This window comes from Mycobacterium sp. NGS50 (assembly GCF_059812545.1).
Map to the genome: position 1 here is coordinate 1 of NZ_JCALCW010000011.1, position 18,369 is coordinate 18,369.

11 protein-coding genes and 2 pseudogenes are annotated in these 18,369 nt (G+C 70.2%); 10 read left to right on the top strand and 3 right to left on the bottom strand.

Annotated elements, in window-relative coordinates; translation table 11 throughout:
* Positions 1–21 precede the first annotated feature (21 nt).
* Complete coding sequence (locus AC5Y36_RS09845; RefSeq protein WP_500040816.1) at positions 22–681, top strand: O-methyltransferase; 660 nt, start codon at positions 22–24, stop codon at positions 679–681.
* A gap of 82 nt (positions 682–763) precedes the next feature.
* Here AC5Y36_RS09845 and ilvD read toward each other — a convergent pair whose 3' ends face one another.
* Positions 764–2,491: a dihydroxy-acid dehydratase gene (gene ilvD, locus AC5Y36_RS09850; RefSeq protein WP_500040702.1), complete on the bottom strand. Its 1,728-nt coding sequence runs from the start codon at positions 2,489–2,491 to the stop codon at positions 764–766.
* A 78-nt stretch (positions 2,492–2,569) separates the two neighbouring features.
* Here ilvD and AC5Y36_RS09855 point away from each other — a divergent pair, with 78 nt between their 5' ends.
* Positions 2,570–3,148 (top strand): DUF305 domain-containing protein, encoded by a 579-nt coding sequence (locus AC5Y36_RS09855; protein WP_500040703.1) that lies wholly within the window; start codon positions 2,570–2,572, stop codon positions 3,146–3,148.
* On the top strand, positions 3,149–3,439 hold the full coding sequence (gene ricR / locus AC5Y36_RS09860; RefSeq protein ID WP_500040704.1) for a copper-sensing transcriptional repressor RicR: 291 nt from the start codon (positions 3,149–3,151) through the stop codon (positions 3,437–3,439). It abuts the gene before it with no gap.
* A 178-nt stretch (positions 3,440–3,617) separates the two neighbouring features.
* On the opposite strand, the gene AC5Y36_RS09865 is transcribed toward ricR, so the two are convergent.
* Positions 3,618–3,932, bottom strand: coding sequence for a methyltransferase family protein (locus tag AC5Y36_RS09865; protein ID WP_500040705.1), 315 nt, complete (start codon positions 3,930–3,932; stop codon positions 3,618–3,620).
* A 1,584-nt stretch (positions 3,933–5,516) separates the two neighbouring features.
* On the opposite strand from AC5Y36_RS09865, the pseudogene AC5Y36_RS09870 reads away from it, so the two are divergent.
* The 5 genes and pseudogenes from AC5Y36_RS09870 to AC5Y36_RS09890 form a co-directional block, all read left to right on the top strand.
* Positions 5,517–5,678, top strand: a pseudogene (locus AC5Y36_RS09870) (zinc ribbon domain-containing protein); the annotation flags it as partial.
* 127 nt (positions 5,679–5,805) lie between these two features.
* A pseudogene (locus AC5Y36_RS09875) lies at positions 5,806–5,957 on the top strand (hypothetical protein); the annotation flags it as partial.
* Positions 5,957–7,255, top strand: a complete 1,299-nt coding sequence (locus tag AC5Y36_RS09880; protein WP_500040817.1) for an MFS transporter — start codon at positions 5,957–5,959, stop codon at positions 7,253–7,255. The pseudogene AC5Y36_RS09875 and the gene AC5Y36_RS09880, both read left to right, overlap by 1 nt.
* Before the next feature lie 138 nt (positions 7,256–7,393).
* Positions 7,394–8,443, top strand: a complete 1,050-nt coding sequence (locus tag AC5Y36_RS09885; RefSeq protein ID WP_500040706.1) for a L,D-transpeptidase — start codon at positions 7,394–7,396, stop codon at positions 8,441–8,443.
* Positions 8,444–8,657: 214 nt separating this feature from the next.
* Entirely contained in the window at positions 8,658–14,594 is a 5,937-nt protein-coding gene (locus tag AC5Y36_RS09890; RefSeq protein ID WP_500040707.1) for a beta strand repeat-containing protein, read from the top strand.
* Positions 14,595–14,658: 64 nt separating this feature from the next.
* Here AC5Y36_RS09890 and AC5Y36_RS09895 read toward each other — a convergent pair whose 3' ends face one another.
* Positions 14,659–16,758: a M13 family metallopeptidase gene (locus tag AC5Y36_RS09895; RefSeq protein ID WP_500040708.1), complete on the bottom strand. Its 2,100-nt coding sequence runs from the start codon at positions 16,756–16,758 to the stop codon at positions 14,659–14,661.
* 276 nt (positions 16,759–17,034) lie between these two features.
* Between AC5Y36_RS09895 and AC5Y36_RS09900 the strand changes: the two genes are divergently transcribed.
* The gene (locus tag AC5Y36_RS09900) at positions 17,035–17,655 is read left to right on the top strand and encodes a hypothetical protein (RefSeq protein ID WP_500040709.1); all 621 of its coding nucleotides are present in this window, start codon (positions 17,035–17,037) and stop codon (positions 17,653–17,655) included.
* A complete protein-coding gene (locus tag AC5Y36_RS09905) occupies positions 17,652–18,341 on the top strand; it encodes a hypothetical protein (protein WP_500040710.1) in 690 nt (229 codons plus the stop codon). The genes AC5Y36_RS09900 and AC5Y36_RS09905 overlap by 4 nt, the downstream gene beginning before the upstream one ends.
* Positions 18,342–18,369 lie beyond the last annotated feature (28 nt).

The window sequence follows — 18,369 nt, forward strand, 5'->3', positions numbered from 1 at the left end:
CTAGGCGCTGGTAGCGTCGGTGTGGTGAATCCGGCACAGGCTGTTGACGTTGATAGTTTCTTGGACCGCACGCTGATCGGAGACGACCAGGCGCTGGAGGCGGCCCTGCGGGCGAGCGAGGCGGCCGGGTTGCCGGCGATCGCGGTCTCCGCACAACAGGGCAAGTTCTTGAACCTGCTGGCGACCGCGATGCGGGCCACCCGGATCCTGGAGATCGGCACACTCGGCGGCTACAGCACCATCTGGCTGGCACGCGCCGTGGGGCCCGACGGCGCGGTGGTATCGCTGGAATACGAGCCCAAACACGCCGAGGTCGCTCGGGCCAACCTGGATCGGGCCGGCGTCGGGGATCGGGTTGAGGTGATCGTCGGTCCGGCGCTGGACACGTTGCCGACGCTGGCCGGGCAGTTCTTCGATCTGGTGTTCATCGACGCCGACAAGGAGAACAACGTCGGGTATCTGGATTGGGCGACGCAGCTGTGTCATGCCGGTTCGGTCATTGTGGTGGACAATGTGATTCGCGAAGGAGCAATCCTGGATGCGGCTTCCCGCGACGCGACGGCGCGCGGCAGCCGGGATGTTCTGGCGCTGATGGGTGAGCATCCGCGGCTGCAGGCCGCGGCGATCCAGACGGTCGGTGTCAAGGGCTGGGACGGCTTCGCGATGGCCGTGGTTTCCTGACGTCCTTTACCGCGAGCGTGCGTAGAATGCCACGGTATGCGCCTCAGGGCGTGCAACTGCGCACGCTCGCGGGATAAGCACCTCAGCTGCAGACGGCGCCGATCGCGGCAGAGCCGACCAGTTTGACGTATTTGGCCAGCACGCCGGTGTTGTACCGCGGCGGCAGCGGGGTGAAACCTTCACGGCGCGCGGCGAACTCGTCGGGATCAACCAGCACGTCCAGGGTGCCGTTGGCGACGTCGAGCCGGATCGGGTCGCCGTCGCGCACGAACGCGATCGGCCCACCGTCGACGGCTTCGGGTGCCACGTGTCCGACGCACAGCCCGGTGGTACCGCCGGAGAAGCGGCCATCGGTCAGCAGCAGCACGTCCTTGCCCAGGCCGGCGCCCTTGATGGCGCCGGTGATGGCGAGCATCTCGCGCATCCCCGGCCCGCCCTTGGGGCCCTCGTAGCGGATCACCACCGCGTCACCGGCGGTGATGGTGCCGTCCTCCAGCGCATCCAGCGCGGCACGCTCGCGCTCGAAAACCCGTGCCGTCCCCTCGATCACGTCCTTGTCGAAGCCAGCGGACTTGACCACCGCGCCCTCCGGCGCCAGCGACCCGTGCAGGATGGTGATGCCGCCGGTGGGGTGGATCGGGTTGTTCATCACCCGCAGCACCTTGCCGTCCGGATCCGGCGGGGCGATGTGCGCCAGGTTCTCCGCCATGGTCGCGCCGGTGACGGTCAGACAATCACCGTGCAGCAGACCGGCATCCAGCAGTGCGCGCATCACCACCGGCACGCCGCCGATCTCGTCGACGTCCTTCATCACATGGCGGCCAAAGGGTTTGACGTCCGCCAGGTGCGGAACCTTGTTGCCGATGCGAGTGAAGTCGGCCAGGGTGAGGTCGACCTCGGCCTCGCGTGCAATGGCCAGCAGGTGCAGCACTGCGTTGGTGGAACCGCCGAACGCCATCACGACCGCGATGGCGTTCTCGAAGGCCTGCTTGGTCAGGATGTCGCGAGCGGTGATACCGCGGCGCAGCAACTCGACAACCGCGTCGCCGGACTTACGGGCGAACTCGTCGCGCCGTGAGTCGATGGCGACCGGTGAGGCGCTGCCGGGCAAGGACATGCCCAGTGCCTCGGCGGCCGATGCCATGGTGTTGGCGGTGTACATGCCGCCGCAGGCACCCTCTCCCGGGCAGATCGCCCGCTCGATGATGTCGACGTCCTCGCGGGACATCAGTCCCCGCGCACAGGCGCCGACCGCCTCGAAGGCGTCGATGATGGTGACTTCCTTCTCGGTACCGTCGGTCAGCTTGGCCTTGCCGGGCATGATCGAGCCGTTGTAGAGGAACACCGAGGCCAGGTCCAGCCGGGCGGCCGCCATCAGCATGCCAGGGATGGACTTGTCGCAGCCGGCCAGCAGTACCGAGCCGTCCAGTCGTTCGGCCTGCATCACCGTCTCGACGCTGTCGGCGATCACCTCGCGGCTCACCAGTGAGAAGTGCATCCCCTCATGGCCCATCGAGATGCCGTCGGACACCGAGATGGTGCCGAATTCCAGCGGATAGCCGCCGGCCTCGTGCACGCCGCCCTTGACCGACTGGGCAAGCCGCTGCAGCGACATGTTGCACGGAGTGATCTCGTTCCAGGAGGATCCGACGCCGATCTGCGGCTTCGCCCAGTCGTCATCACCCATCCCGACCGCGCGCAACATGCCGCGGGCGGCGGCTTTCTCCAGCCCGTCGGTCACATCTCGGCTGCGCGGCTTGATGTCGGCGGCGGCGGAAGCCGCTGAGGTGTTGGCGTTCGCGGAAGTCACCGTGTCAGTATGCCTGCAGCGGTTAGCTGGACAAAACGATTTCTATACCCTACCGGGGTATGGGCTATGATGGTGGCTATGGGTGTGTTTCCGAGTGTGGTGGCGGCCGGCGCGGCGCTGTGCGTTGCCGTGCTGGGCGGCTGCGGGTCGTCGTCGCAGGACCATGCCGGCCACACGTCGGCCAGCGCGACAGCGTCGGTGACCGTTACCCCGCACAATGACGACGACGTCAGTTTTTTGCAGAACATGCTTCCGCATCACCAGCAGGCGCTGGAGTTGTCGATGATGGTGTCGGCGCACAGCACCGATGCCGAACTCATCGCGTTCGCCGCCCAGATCGCCAATCAGACGAACCCCGAGATCCAGGGCTTCCGGGCGCAGTTGCTGCAGTGGGACGTTGCGCCGACCCGCGACGGGAGTCATCCCGAAGGCATGGTCGATGCGGGCACCATGGACAAGCTCAAGGGCCTGTCGGGCGAGGCGTTCGACACGTTGTGGCTGCAATCGATGCTGTCCCATCACCGGGGGGCGCTCACCATGGCCCGATACGAGATCGCGCACGGCCACAGTGCCGATGTGATCTCGGTGGCGAACTCACTCGTGACGTCCCAGCAGGCCGGGATAGACCAGATGAACCGAATGCTGGGAGGGCGCTAGATGACGACCGCACACGGGTATTCGTCGCAGAAGGACAATTACGCAAAACGGCTGCGCCGCATCGAGGGCCAGGTGCGCGGCATCGCCAAGATGATCGACGAGGACAAGTACTGCATCGACGTGCTCACCCAGATCAGTGCCGTCAACAGCGCGTTGCGGTCGGTGGCACTGAACCTGCTCGACGAGCATCTCGGCCACTGTGTGACGCACGCGGTCGCCGAGGGCGGTGATGAGGCCGACGCGAAGCTCGCCGAAGCGTCGGCAGCCATCGCCCGACTCGTTCGATCTTGAGATCCTGACGTCCGGCGGGTGTCCTACCCGCTACGGTCAGGGACGCGCCAGCGGTGGTCTGTGCAGCCCCTGTGCAGGTTGTTGTCGTGGACAGGGCGCTCGCCTTGCACGGGGACCCCGACGATGCCTGCCTCATCGTCAAATTCAGTGAACTTCCTGGTGACACGCGACTCGGCGACTAGGTGCTGGCGTGGGAGCTCGGTGATCTTCGCCGGTCGCCGTCGGCAACATCGCGATCAATCAGGCCGAGGGCGGCACAGTACGCCAGCAGAACATCGACCGGGTGCTCCGCGAGCCCCACCTCGGCCACCAGTTCGCGGGCACGCAGCGGCCCACGGGTGTTCAACCAGGTGAATAAGTCGAGGACCTCGTTGTGGAAATCCGGCGCACCACGGCGGATTTGATCGCGGTAGCCACGCCACCCGTCGCGCCCCAGGGTCGACTGGCCAAGTGAGCCTCGGAACGTAACGTCCAGCGCTAGTGTGCCGTCCACCGCGGCGTCGTCCCATTCGTTTCAGAGCCGATGATAGAACCGGAAGACGAGGACGCTGACCAGGCCCGACGCCTGATCGCCGTTCCTGGCGATCACCGCTGCTCACCCAGCATGCTCACGCCCAACAGCACTCGACCGCCACGCTTGTTTGCCGCTGCCAACAAGCGGCCAAGGTGCCGTGCAGGGTGGACGTCGTGCGCGTCCGTAGTAGCCGGCGGGATACGACGACGAGAAGAGGTGTCCGCGTGTCCCGGGCGGACGCACACTTGGTCAGGCACACCAAAAATATGGATGCAACACCGACACGCTGTGCTTGGTGCGGCGGCAGGTCGTGGTGTCAGGGGTCACCTCTACGGTTGTTCTGTGGGTAAGGCATACCTCACGGCAGCGACACCGGCAACCGGGCTGGTGCGCAAGCTGCGGGCGCGCAAGCGCCCGAAGGGCGCACCCACTCATGTGCGGTCCTGGCCACTGCGACCTGATCGGTCGCAGTGCCGGGGGATCACGATCCGGTTTCGTGTCGGGGTGCGGGTGTATAACGCGGTGCTCGGTGAGTTCTTGGCCCGTAGCCGTCGTGTGAAGGCCGATCCGGCCTGGCATGCCGCACGAGACCTGCCGCGCCGCACGTCGGCCGAGCGCCAGCGCCGCGGTGCGGCGTTTCGGGCTGTGGAGCAAGCGCACGGATTCACTGCCGATGGGGCGCAGTCGTATGCTTCGGCGCTACGCAGGTCGTGGGTGCGCGAGCATCTTCTCGCCCAGGAGACCCAAAATTTGGGGGCGCGGGCCTTTGATGCGGTCCGCCGGTGGCATGTGGGCTGCAAAGGAAGGCCGCGGTTCAAATCGACCAAGCGGGGCCTGCGTTCGTTGGCGTCCAAAGACGGCAACGGTGCACTCCGCCCGAATACGGATGCGGCGGGCCGCCTGGTGGGGTTGCAGTGGGGTGCGGGATTCGTCATCCCGGTCGCGCCCGTGGCAGAGTCGGGTCGCCGCGGTAGAGAGCAAGCGGCCGAGCTTGCGGAGATTGAAGCGTTGATCTCGACCGGCAAGGTGCTGTGCACCCGGATTGTGCGCACGGTGATCAACGGCGCCGACACCTATCGATTGCAACTGGTCTGCGACGGGCATCCGGCAGCGAGACACCCGGTCGGCGACGGCCGGGTGTCGTTCGATCTGGGACCGAGGCAGATCGCGGTTGCCGTCGAGTCCAGCGACGGCGGTTGGGAAGGCTGGATCGAGCCATTGGCCGATGCGATCGAGCTCGACACTGCCCGGCTGCGTCGCGTCCAACGCCACTTGGATCGTCAGCACCGCGCCGGATCATCGCGGTGCTTCAACCCTGATGGCACCCATACGTCGGCGCGGTGTGGCTGGCAACGATCGGTTGCCGCTCAGCAGACTGCTATTCGCGTCGCCGAAACCCATCGCCGGCTCGCTGCCCACCGCAAGACGCTGCACGGGGCGCTGGTCAACCGGCTGCTGGCCCACGGTCACGATGTGTGTTGCGAGAAGCTGGACTACGTGTCGTGGCAGAAGAACTTTCCGCGCAGTGTGCGCGACCGGGCACCCGGGCTACTGGTCGAGATGATGCGCCGCAAGGCTGAAAGCGCCGGCGGCGAGCGGCTCTACGAGTACAGCCCATACGCGACCGCCTTGTCGCAAACCTGTCTGTGCGGGAAGCGGGAGAAGAAGCCGCTCTGGCAACGGGTGCACCGCTGCCAGTGTGGTGTCACCGAAGATCGGGACCTGTTGTCGGCCTACCTCGGACTGCACGTCGTAGCCGAGGTTGATGGGTCTGATCGGCTGGACTTGCAGGCAGCCCGCCGGGGCTGGCTGCGCCGTCAGGACGTCGACGGGTCGTCGAAGTCCAGCTGTAGTGCATCAGCACGCAAGCGGCGAGGCCGCAGGCATCCGCCCTCGCGGAGGTCGGTGGCGCGCATCAACGCCCGGCGCAAAGCCAAAGCTGTGATGCGACAGAGCCGCTCGGCGCAAACCTCCACTACCGACCAGCCCACGGCGATAGCCCCATGAGCGCCTATCGAGACAGCTGGCCGGCACGAGGAATCCCCGCACGCTGGTGCGGAGAGGACGTCAAAGTCGATAGCCGAATCACACGTACCGGCCCGTGGACGCCGCGGGTCGCGGTGCAGTTGACGGTGCTGGCCGCGGCGGCCTTCATCTATGTCACCGCCGAGACGGTGCCGGTGGGCGCACTGCCCGCGATTGCACGTGATCTGGGGGTTCGCGAGGCCCTGGTCGGCACCTTGCTGGCCTGGTACGCGCTGGTAGCCGCGCTGACCACCATCCCGCTGGTGCGCGCGACGGCCTACTGGCCGCGGCGCCGGGTGCTGCTGCTGACCCTGGTGTGCCTGACCGTCTCGCAACTGGTGTCCGCGCTGGCACCCAATTTCACGGTGTTGACCGGCGGCCGGGTGCTCTGTGCGGTGACCCACGGGCTGATGTGGTCGGTCATCGCGCCGATCGCATCCCGGCTGGTGCCGACTAGCCATTCCGGCCGGGCAACCACCGTGATCTATGTCGGCACCAGCCTGGCGCTGGTGCTGGGCACTCCGTTGACCGCGGCGTTGAGCCTGCTGGCGGGCTGGCGCTGGGCTGTCGCCGGCGTCACCGTCGCCGCGGCGGTGGTCACCGTCGCGGCCCGGTTGGTGCTGCCGGAGATGGTGCTGCCCGCCGAGCAGCTCACCGCGGTCGGCCGGCAGGCGCGCCACCACCGCAACAATCGGCTGCTCACCCTGAGCGTGCTGACGTTGATCGTGGTCGCCGGCCACTACATCTCCTACACCTTCATCGTGGTGATCATCCGTGACGTCGTCGGGGTGCACGGACCGAGGCTGGCCTGGCTGCTGGCGGCGTTCGGGGTTGCCGGTCTGGTGACGATGCCGCTGGTCGGCCGGCCGCTGGACCGCCACCCGCAGGCCGCGCTGTGCGCCTGCCTGGCGGCGATGGCCGCCGGTTTCCTGATCCTGACCGTGTTGGCGCTGGAAGGGCGCCACACACCGGCCACGGCACTGGTGGGCATTGCGGCGATCGTGCTGTGGGGTGCGATGACGATGGCGGTGTCACCGATGCTGCAATCCGCGGCCATGCGCACCGCTCCCGGTGACCCGGACGGCGCGTCCGGGGTCTACGTGGCGGCGTTTCAGGTCGGAATCATGGCCGGATCGCTGATGGGCGGGCTGCTCGACGAGCACGCCGAGGTCTGGGCGATGCTGGCGGCCTCGGCGCTGTTGGTCGGGGGAGCGACGGTGGGTATGACGCTTGGTCGGGGCCTGTTTCGAGTTTCCTCGCCTGTCCTCCGGGAGTGATGTTCGACGCTATCGGCGAAGTAATTGCGCAGTTCAACGCCTTCGGTATGGCTGCTAGGCCGGTCTGGAGTGATATCGCGAGAGTTAGCTGGACCTTCAGTTGTGAGACACTGGATCCAACTGTGACTGGAGGTAAAAATGTCGCGATGGACGATGAGCGCGTTCACCGCTGCGCTCGGTGCGGCGGGATTGACCGCCGTGTTCACCCTTGGTGCCGGTGCGGCGCTGGCCGATCCCGATCAGCCCGCGCCCCCCGCGGACCCGGCCGCGGCCGAACCGGCCCCGGTCGACCCGGCACCCCCGGTCGACGTGCCGCCGCCCCCGGGTGATCCGTTCGCCCCACCCCCGGCCGCCGACCCGTTCGCGCCCCCGCCGCCCGCGGACCCGGCGCCGGGAGCCGTGCCGGCCGCCCCGCAGGGTGCCCCGGTCGGCCCGCAGGGGGTGCCCGCCGGGCAGAACCCGGCCCCGTTCACCGGTGAGCCGCCGTTCCTGCCGCCGTCGTTCAACCCGCTGCCGGGGTCGATGGTCGGGGTGGCCAAGCCGATCATCATCAACTTCCAGCGGCCGATCGCCAACCAGGCCCTGGCCGAACAGGCCATCCACATCTCGTCGGTGCCCCCGGTGCCGGGCAAGTTCTACTGGATGACACCCACCCAGGTGCGTTGGCGTCCGTTGAGCCTGTGGCCGGCCAACACCACCGTGCACATCGACGCCGCCGGCACCCTGTCGGACTTCCGGACCGGTGACGCGCTGGTGGCCACCGCCGACGACGCCACCCATCAGATGACCATCACCCGCAACGGGAAGGTGGAACAGACCTTCCCGATGTCGATGGGGATGTCGGCCGGTGGCCACGAGACCCCCAACGGCACCTACTACGTGCTGGAGAAGATGCCCACGGTGGTGATGGACTCCTCGACCTATGGGGTGCCGGTCAACTCCACTTACGGCTACAAGGTGACCGTCAACGACGCCGTGCGGATCGACAACAGCGGCGGCTTCGTGCACAGCGCCCCGTGGTCGGTCGGTGATCAGGGCAAGCGCAACGTCAGCCACGGCTGCATCAACCTGAGCCCCACCAACGCGAAGTGGTTCTACGACAACTTCGGCAGCGGGGACCCGGTCGTGGTGAAGAACTCCGTCGGCAGCTACACCAAGAACGACGGCTCCAACGACTGGCAGATCTGACCGTCCGCGTAACCGCATAAAGCCCCCGATTCGAAATTCGGGGGCTTTTTGCTGCGGGTACCGGCCGCGTACCGCGCCCCGCCGTGGGGTGCCTCGCGCGGATATTTACCTGGGCGTCAAGGCATTGCGGCTTGAACTAGCTGAACGTTACAGTTCCGCCAACTGATAATTTCCTACGTTTTTCTTACGTGGGCGTGCGGGGGGTAGCTCACATATGGCTGGATCGCATCGGAAAAGCGCGCGCCGCGACGGCTTGGCCGGGAGGGCGGCCGGCCATGGCCGGGTTGCCGGCGCCGCCACCGCCGTCGGAGCGTTCCTGGCGTTCGGAATGGCGCCGCTGTCGACAGCACCCACGGCGCAGGCCGACGAATTTGACTGGATCACGGATCTGTTCGACCCGTCGGCGTGGGCCGCTGGCGCCGACGTCAACGTGGACGCCGCCCAATTGCTGGACCCCGCGGCGTGGGACGCGGTGCTCTCCAGTGCCGGCGATCCGGGCGCGCAGGCGCTGTCCCTGGGTGCCGAGCCGCTGGCCGGCGCCGGCTTCGACTGGACGACGCTGGTCGACCAGTGGTGGTATCAGCCGCTGCACACCACCATGGTGCAGTGGATCGACAGTCCGTTCGGGACCCAGGTCGATCACTGGATCAACCAGTTCGCCCCGGCCGGAAGCATTTTCATCGGCAACGGCGCCGACGGCACCCTGGCCAACCCCGACGGCGGGGACGGCGGGCTGTGGTTCGGCGACGGGGGCGACGGCTTCAGCGGCACCGCCGACGGCGTCGCCGGCGGCGACGGCGGTGACGCCGGGTGGTTCGGCAACGGCGGCGACGGTGGTGCGGGCTGGGCCGGCTTGAACGGCGGTGACGGCGGGTCCGGCGGCACCTTCATGGGTATCGGCGGTGATGGCGGCTCCGGTGGCGCCGCCACCGCGGGCGAGCTGGGCGGCGACGGCGGTGATGGCGGCGACGCGCCGGGCTGGTTCTTCGGCATCGCCGGCAATGGCGGTGTCGGCGGCGCGGGAGTTGCCGGGACGACCGGGGCCGACGGCGTGTGGGCGGTCAACGCCGGCGCCGGCGGTAACGGCGGCGATGGCGGTAACGGCGGTAACGGCGGCAACGGCGGCAACGCCACCGGCTGGTTGGCCCGCGGCGGTAACGGCGGTAACGGCGGCAATGCGGGCGCCGGCGGTGTCGGTGGTGCCGGCGCGGCCGGCGACGCGGCACACATCAACGGTGGTACCGGCGGCACCGGCGGTGTTTCGGGCGATGCTGCGGGCACGGGCGGTACGGCGGGAGCGGGCAGCGCACTGGGTGCTGATGGCACCGCGGGCACCGACGGCGCCTACGCCTCCGGCGGCAACGGGGGTGCCGGTGGCGACGGCTACGCGTCGGGTACCGGTGCGACCGCGGGTGCGGCCGGCGCCGGTGGCGCCGGCGCACTGGGCAGCGCCGGTCACGTCGGCTACGGCGGTGGCGGCGGCGGTGGTGCCGGTGGCGCCGTCATCTCCTCGACGAACGGTGGCGCGGCAAGCGGCACCGCTTCCGGTGGTGACGGCGGCTCCGGTGGCGATGGTTCGGCGGCGGCGGGCGGTGCCGGTGGTACCGGCGGATCGGCCACCATCACGGCTGACGGGGCGGGCAGCGCCGCGGCGGGCAGCGCCACCGGTGGTGCGGGCGGTAACGCCTCCGGCACCGGAGCCGGTGGTGCCGGTGGTGCGGGCGTGGTTACCGCCACCAACGGCGGCACCGCGACCGATGCGTCCGCGACCGGGGGCGCCGGCGGGGCCGGGACCGACGGTGGCGCCGGTGGCGCTGGCGGACAAGGCGGGGTCAGCGCCCTGCGGGACGGCAGCACCGCCACGGGCACCGCGATCGGTGGCGCCGGCGGCAGCGCCGATGGGGCCGGCAGCCTCGGCGGCAACGGCGGCGGCGGGTCGATCCGGACCGGTTACTACGGTCGCGGCGACAACAGCACGGCCAGCGGATATGCGCGTGGCGGCGCGGGCGGGGCTGCGGCCACTGGGGGCACCGGTGGCGCCGGTGGCGTCGCGAGCGTGCTCACCGGCGGGGACGGCTCCGAGGCGTCGGGCAACGCGTACGGTGGCGCCGGTGGGGCCGGCGCCGATGGTGGGACCGGCGGGGCCGGGACGATCGGGCAGGTGGTCACGCTGGGCAATGGCACCCACGCCAGCGGTACCGCCACCGGCGGCGACGGCGGCAGCGGTACCGGCGACGGGGTCACCGGGGGCGCCGGCGGACGAGCCGCCGTGAGTTCGGGACTCTCGAGCGGCGGCGGCATCAACGCCACCGCGGAGGGCACCGCGACCGGCGGTAACGGCGGGGCCGGCCAGGACGGTGTCGACGGCGGTAACGGTGGCAACGGCTACGTCGTCACCAAGGGCGACTACGACTCCATCACCGACAGCACGGCCACCGGCGGGAACGGTGCGACCGGTGCCAATGGCGGCTTGGCCGACGTGAGAACCAGCCACGGAGGCCAGATCTCCGGTGGCAGCGCTACCGGGGGCGACGGCGGTGCGGGCGGTGCGGGCAGCGACGCCAAGCTGTTCGCCAACTACGGCGGCATGATCATGGCCAGTTCCGCAGAGGCCGGGCAGGGCTCTGACAGTGCGGTCGGCGGCAGCGCCAGCATCACCGCCACCGGAGGAGGCAGCTCCATCTCCGGCGCGTCTGCCACCGGTGGTAATGCCGGTGCGGGTGACGCCAACGGCGGTACCGGCGGGGCCGGCGGCGCGGCGACAGTGACTGCGGGCGGCGGCGGAGCGGTGGGTAACGTCGTCGCGACGGGCGGGGCCGGCGGTTTCGGTACCGCTGGCGGCACCGGCGGGGCCGGCGGCAGCGGGGACATTTCCGCCACGGTGGCCGGTAGTGCGGCCGGCAGCACGGTCGGCGACACGACCACCGCGACCGGTGGCGCAGGCGGGGCCGGCAGCACCGGCGGTGTCGGCGGCGCCGGTGGCCAGGGCGTTGTTGCGGCCACCGCCGGCTACGGCGCGTCGGCGACCGGGAGCGGAACGGGCGGCGCGGGTGGTGCCGGTACCGACGGTGGTACCGGCGGCGTCGGCGCGCAGGGCGGAATCTTTGCCACCTATGCCGGCAGCACCGCGAGCGGCACCAGTATCGGTGGCGCCGGTGGGGCCGGCGACGGGGCCGGCAGCGTCGGCGGCGCCGGTGGTAGCAGCTCGGTTCAGAGCGGGTGGTGGTATTACGGCCGTGGCATGAGCAGCACCGCCAGTGGTTATGCGCTCGGTGGTGCCGGTGGGGCCGCGTCCACCGGTGGTGCCGGTGGCGCCGGCGGCGTCGCGAGCATCCTGACCGCTGGAGACGGTTCGGACGCCTCGGGCAACGCCTACGGCGGTACGGGCGGCACGGGCGCGGACGGCGGTACCGGCGGGGCCGGGGCGATGGGGCAGGTGGATACCACCGGCAATGGCACCCACGTCAGCGGCACCGCCACCGGAGGCGACGGCGGCAGCGGCACCGGCGCCGGCATCAGCGGCGGCAAGGGCGGTCAAGGTGTGATCGGCTCGGGAACGTCGACCGGGGGCGGAATCAACTCCACCGCCGAGGGCACCGCGACCGGCGGCAACGGCGGATCGGGCCACGACGGCGTCAATGGTGGCAATGGCGGGTCCGGCGTGATCGCCACCAAGGGCGACAACGACTCCATCACCGGCAGCACCGCCACCGGCGGGAACGGCGCCACTGGCGCCAACGGCGGCGTGGGCGACGTCCGGGCCAGCCAGACCGGAAGCTCCATTTCCGGTGGCAGCGCCACCGGAGGGAATGCCAGTGCCGGCGGCGCGGGCGGTGACGCCAAGCTGTTCGCCGGTACCGGCGGCAGCATTATCGACAGTTCCGCAGCTGCCGGGGTCAACTCTGACAGCGCCGTCGGTGGTGGCGCCACCGTCACGGCCACCGGCGCCGGTAGTTCCATTTCCGACTCGTCAGCGACCGGCGGTAACGCCGGTGCGGGCGACGCGAACGGCGGCGTCGGGGGCAATGGCGGTGCTGCCAATGTCGCAGCAGGCAAGGGTGGCGTGGTCACCAACGCCATCGCAGACGGTGGCGCAGGTGGTTCCGGCAGCACCGGCGGTACCGGTGGCGCGGGCGGCAGCGCCGAGGTCAGCGCCGGAGTGCAAGGCGGTACCGGCGGTGAAGCTTCGGGTCACGCCACTGGCGGTGCCGGCGGAAGCGCGCAGGACAGTGGCAGCGTCGGCGGGGCCGGCGGAAACGCCTTGATCGCGGGCGCGTTCCATGGGGTTTTGACGCCAGGCCACTCGGTCGTTGGTGGAAACGACGGGTCGGCCGGCGGGATCGCGACCGGTGGTGCCGGTGGTGGCGCCACCAGCGGTGGCACGGGCGGGGACGGCGGTGCAGGAAAGGTCGTCGCCGGATCGGCTGGTGCGGAAGCCACCGGAACCGACACAGGAGTCGCCGGCGGCATCGGCGCGGTCGGCGGCGCCGGCGGGGCCGGCAGCAATGGCGGGACCGGCGGGGCCGGCGGCGACGGCGACGTTGCGGCCACTGCGGCCGGTGGTTCGGCCAGTGGCGAGGGCCACGGTGGTGCTGGCGGTGCGGGCGACCATAGCGGCGTCGGCGGCGCCGGTGGACAGGGTGGCATCTTCGCCCAGCGGACCGACAGCACCGCCACCGGCACCGGCATCGGTGGTGCCGGCGGCAGCGGTGACGGGACCGACAGCGTCGGCGGTGCGGCCGGCGGTGGCTGGATCCAGACCGGCTACTACGCGGGCGGTGCCAACAGCACCGCCAGCGGATATGCGCTCGGGGGGGCCGGCGGCGGCGCCTCCACCGGCGGCCACGGGGGTGCCGGTGGTGGGGGCGTGGTGCTCGCCACCGGGGACAACTCTGAGGCTTCCGGCAGCGCCTACGGCGGTGCCGGCGGTCAGGGCATCGACGGCGGAACGGGCGGTGCGGGCTGGACCGGGCAGGTGGTCACGCTGGGTACCGGAGCGCACGCCAGCGGCACCGGCACGGGTGGCGCCGGCGGTAGCGGCACCGGTAGCGGCATCACCGGTGGCCTGGGCAGGCCAGGCGTGGTCAGTGCGGGTGGCGCCAACAGCGTTGCCGAAGGCACCGCGACCGGCGGCGACGGCGGAGCGGGCCAGAACGGCGTCAACGGCGGCAACGCGGGCTCTGGCACCCTGTCGGCCAAAGGCGCCGGGGACTCCATCACCGGCAGCACGGCGGCCGGTGGCGACGGTTACACCGGCGGCCAGGGGAACACAGCTCAGATCGTCACCAACGGCGGCACGGTCACCGACAGCAGCGTGACATCCGGTACCAGCACCGACGGGGCGGCCGGCGGCGCCGCCAGCATCAGCGTGACCGGCGGCGCGGGTAGCGCGGTCTCCGATACCCACGTGACCGGCGGGGACGCCGGAGCCCACGGGGCCGGGGGCAGTGCCAGCGTGACCGCCAGCAACGGCGGCACGGTCACCGACAGCACCGCGACCGGTGGCAACGGCTCCGACAGCGCCGCTGGCGGCAAGGCCACCATCACCGCCACCGGCACCGATGGCTTCCAAGCCAGCAGCGTCACCGGCAGCGCAGCCACCGGTGGTGACGGCGGGGCCGGTGCCGCCAACGCCGGCGCCGGCGGTGCGGCCAGCATCACCGCGACCGGCACCGCCACCTCCGTCGGCACCGTCATCGACAGCACCGCCACCGGCGGGGACGGCGGGGCCGGCGGGGTCGGGACCGCTGCCGGTGGAACGGGCGGCGCCGCAACCGTTTCGGCGTCGGTCAACGGCGTCGTGGGCAACGGCACCGCGACCGGCGGCGATGGCGGTGCCGGTGGCACCAACGGCACCGGCGGCGCGTTGGGCGGCAAGGGCGGCAACGGCGGTGCCGGCACGCTCAGCGTCGCGCAGGGCAGCGGCTTCTACAACGACACCGCCACCGGCGGCAACGGCGGGAACGGCGGCGACGGCAGCGCTCCCGGCCCCGGCGGCACCGGCAACGGTGGTGCCGGTGGCGTCGGTGGTGCCGGCGGGAAGCTCAACGTCGACGGCGGCGGCATCGGCGGCAACGGTGGCGACGGCGGCGACGCCCAGCCCAACGGCACGCCCGGGACCGCCGGAGCGGCCGGTACGCCCCACCCGTAGGCATTCCGCGAGCCGTGGTCATCCCGCGAGCCGCGGTCTGCTCGCGGGACAGGCGGGCCCAGGCTCAGTTCCAGATGCGGACCCGCTGCGGCGGATCCAGGTAGAGCGCGTCGTCCTCGGTGACCCCGAACGCCTCGTAGAACGCGTCGAGGTTGCGGATGACACCGTTGCAGCGGAACTCCGGCGGTGAGTGCGGATCCACCGCGAGCCGCCGGATCGCTTCGGCCTCCCGGGATTTGGTGCGCCACACCTGCGCCCAGCCGAAAAACACCCGCTGCACCCCGGTCAGCCCGTCGATCACCGGTGCTTCGGCACCACCCAGCGATAGCTGGTACGCCAACAACGCGATGGACAGCCCGCCCAGATCGCCGATGTTCTCCCCGACGGTGAAGGCGCCGTTGACCCGATGCCCGTTGTCCAGTGCGCGCGGCGCGTAGGCATCGTACTGCGCGATCAAAGCCTCGGTGCGGCCCGAGAATTCGGACCGGTCGTCATCGGTCCACCAATCGACGAGGTTCCCGTCGCCGTCGTACTTGGCGCCCTGGTCGTCGAAGCCATGCCCGATTTCGTGGCCGATGACCGCGCCGATACCGCCGTAGTTGGCCGCGTCGTCGGCGTCGGGATCGAAGAACGGCGGCTGCAGAATCCCGGCGGGAAAGACGATTTCGTTCATCCCCGGGTTGTAGTAGGCGTTGACGGTCTGTGGGGTCATGAACCACTCGTCGCGGTCGACCGGCCCGCCGAGTTTGGCCAGCTCGCGATCATGGTTGACCTGATACCCGCGGCGGTAGTTGCCGTAGAGGTCGTCACGATCGATCACCAGTGCCGAGTAATCCCGCCAGCGCGCCGGGTAGCCGACCTTGGCGGTGAACGTGTCCAGCTTGGCCAGCGCACGCTGCCGGGTGGCCGGCGTCATCCAGTCCAATCCCTCGATGCTGACCCGGTACGCCTCGCGCAGGTTGGCCACCAACGTGTCGATGCGGGCCTTGGCGTTTCCCGGGAAATGCCGTTGCACGTACAGCTTTCCGACCGCGTCGCCCATCAGGGTCTCGACCAGCGACACGCCGCGCTTCCAGCGCTGCCGGATGTCTTGGGAACCGGTCAGCCGGCGGCCGTAGAAGGCGAAGTCCTCGGCCACCAGCGCCTCGGTGAGCATTGCGGCCCGCGCGTGAATCAGCCGCCAGCGGGCCCAGCGCTTCCAGTCCTCGAAATCGGCGGAGGCCCACAGCGCGGCGAAAGCGGTCAGGTAGTCCGGTTGGCGCACCACGAGCTCGGCGACCGCCGAAGGGCTGGTGCCCAGTGCCGATACCCAGTCGGACCAGGCGAAGCCCGGCGCCTGTGTGCTCAGGTCGGCGAATGCGCGCAGGTTGTAGCCCAGGTCGGCATCGCGGCGGCGCACCACATCCCAGTGTGCCGCGGCCAGCGCGGTCTCCAGCGCGACGATGCGGGAGGCGGTGTCGGCGTGCTCAACCGGGTCACCGCCGTACACCAGGGCGAACATGGCCGCGATGTGGCCGGGGTAGGCGGCCAGGATCTCCGCGTGCTGCTCCTCGCGGTAGTAGGACTCGTCGGGCAACCCGATCCCGGACTGGGTCAGGTGCAGCAGATAGCGGGTCGACTTCTTCGAATCGGTGTCCACGTAGGCGCCGACTCCGCCCCCGGCGCCGGTGCGCTGCAGCCCACCGAGCACGGCCGCCAGCGCTTCGCGGTCGGCCGCCGCGTCGATGCCGGCCAACTCGTCGAGCAACGGTTGCACGCCGCGGCGCGCCACGGCCGCCTCGTCCAGAAAGCTGCCGTACAGGTCACCGATGCGCTGTTCATCGGTGCCCGCCGCGCGGGCCTTCGCCCCCGGTTGATGCGGCGGTCCCGGCTTCACCTCGCCTCCGGCGAGCCTCGCCGAACCGCCCGGTTGATGCGGCGGTCCCGGCTTCACCTCGCCTCCGGCGAGCCTCGCCGAACCGCCGGCCTCGGCGATCAGATCGCGCACCTGGACCTCGGCCCGGTCGAACAAGGTGCGGAAGGCGCCGTCGGTGGCCCGATCGGCGGGCATCTCGTAGTCGCTCAGCCAGCGGCCGTTGACGTGCCCGAATAGGTCGTCCTGGGGGCGGGTGCGGTTATCGACGTGGTCCAGATCGAGTCCGGAACGCAAGGTAGGTGCCGTCACCGCGCCCATCATTCCACGACCTGGCGGCACCGGAGCAGGCGCGGCGGTTGACGAGAACGCCAGTTGGCGCTAAGTTATGGAAAACCAACTAATTCATACTCAAAGTATTGAAACGGCGAGTATGGATGACGCGCCGATCCACATCGCGACGACGGCCCGGTAGAGGGGGCCGGACCGTAGTCGTGGCGTGGATCGGCGCAATTGTATTCAGCACCCCAATTCACCGTTTCCTGCCTGACGGCGGTGCATAGCTGCCGGTCAGGTACCGTTCCAGCCATGTCGGACGAGGACAAGGACCACGCCGGGACCGGGTCGGCCGTTGATGACGACACGTCGACCGGCGGCGTTTTCTCGCCCTACGGCATCGGGTCGGCCGCGTTGGGGCTGGTGTCGGTCGCCGCGATCGTGCTGGGCGTGCTGATCTGGTCGGCGCACCGCGACAGCGACGCCGAGCGCGCCTATCAGACCCGCGTGCTGCAGACCGCGATCAGCTGGACCGGCGTGCTGATCAACATGAACATCGAGAACGTCGACGCCAGCCTGCGCAACCTGCGCGACGGCACCGCCGGCAAGCTCAACGTGGAGTTCGACTCCGCGGTCAAGCCGTACCGGGACGTCGTCCAAAAGCTGAAGGCGCACAGCACCGGCGCGGTCGAGGCGGTGGCGATCCAAGGCGTGCGCAACGACCCGGACCAGCAGCCCGGCGTCCGGACGCCGCTGCCGTCCGAGCAGCTGCCGCCCGGCGTGGCCAGCCGCGTCGACACCGTCCTGGTGGTTGCCACATCCGTGGCCGACAACGTTGGCGGCAAGCCGCAGACGGTGCACTGGAATCTGCGGCTCGACGTCGCCGATGTGTCCGGCAAGCTGCTGATCTCGGGGCTGGGGTCGATCCGATGAGGAACGTGTGGCGGCTGCTGGCGTTCGACATCGCCGCCCCGCTGGTGGCGGCTGCCGCGCTGGTGGCGATCGGAATGGTGCTGGCCTGGCCGTGGTGGTGGATTTCGGCGTGTTCGGTGCTGCTGCTGCTGATCGTGCAGGGGATGCTGGTCAACTTCTGGCTGCTGCGCCGCGACACGGTGACCGTCGGCACCGACGACGACGGGCCACGGCTGCGGCTGGCCGTCGTTGCGCTGTGCACCATCGCCGTGGTGTCGGCGGTGCTGGTCGGGTTCACCCACTGGACCGAGCCGGACCGTGACTTCACCCGCGATTCGGCGCGGGTACTGCAGATCGCGACCGAGATGGCCGAGGCGACGGCGACGTTCAACCCGCGCACCCCGCAGGCCGCCGCCGAGAAGGCGGCCGCGCTGATGGTGCCGGAGCGGGCCGAAGAGTTCCAGAAGGAGGTCGCCAAGTCCAGTGCCGAACTGGCCAAGCACAACGTCACCGCGCAGGCCGTGACGCTCTCCGCCGGGGTCGAGGCGATCGGCCCGGAGGTGGCCAGTGTGCCGGTGGTGCTGCGGGTCACCCAGAGCGCGCCCGGCAAGGAGCCGGACCGTGCGGTGGCCGCGGTGCGGGTGGCGCTGACCAAGCGCGACGGCCAGTGGCTGGTGCTGGACTTCTCGCCCGTCCACCAACGCTAGGGATGCGCCGCTGAGGCCACGAGAGTGC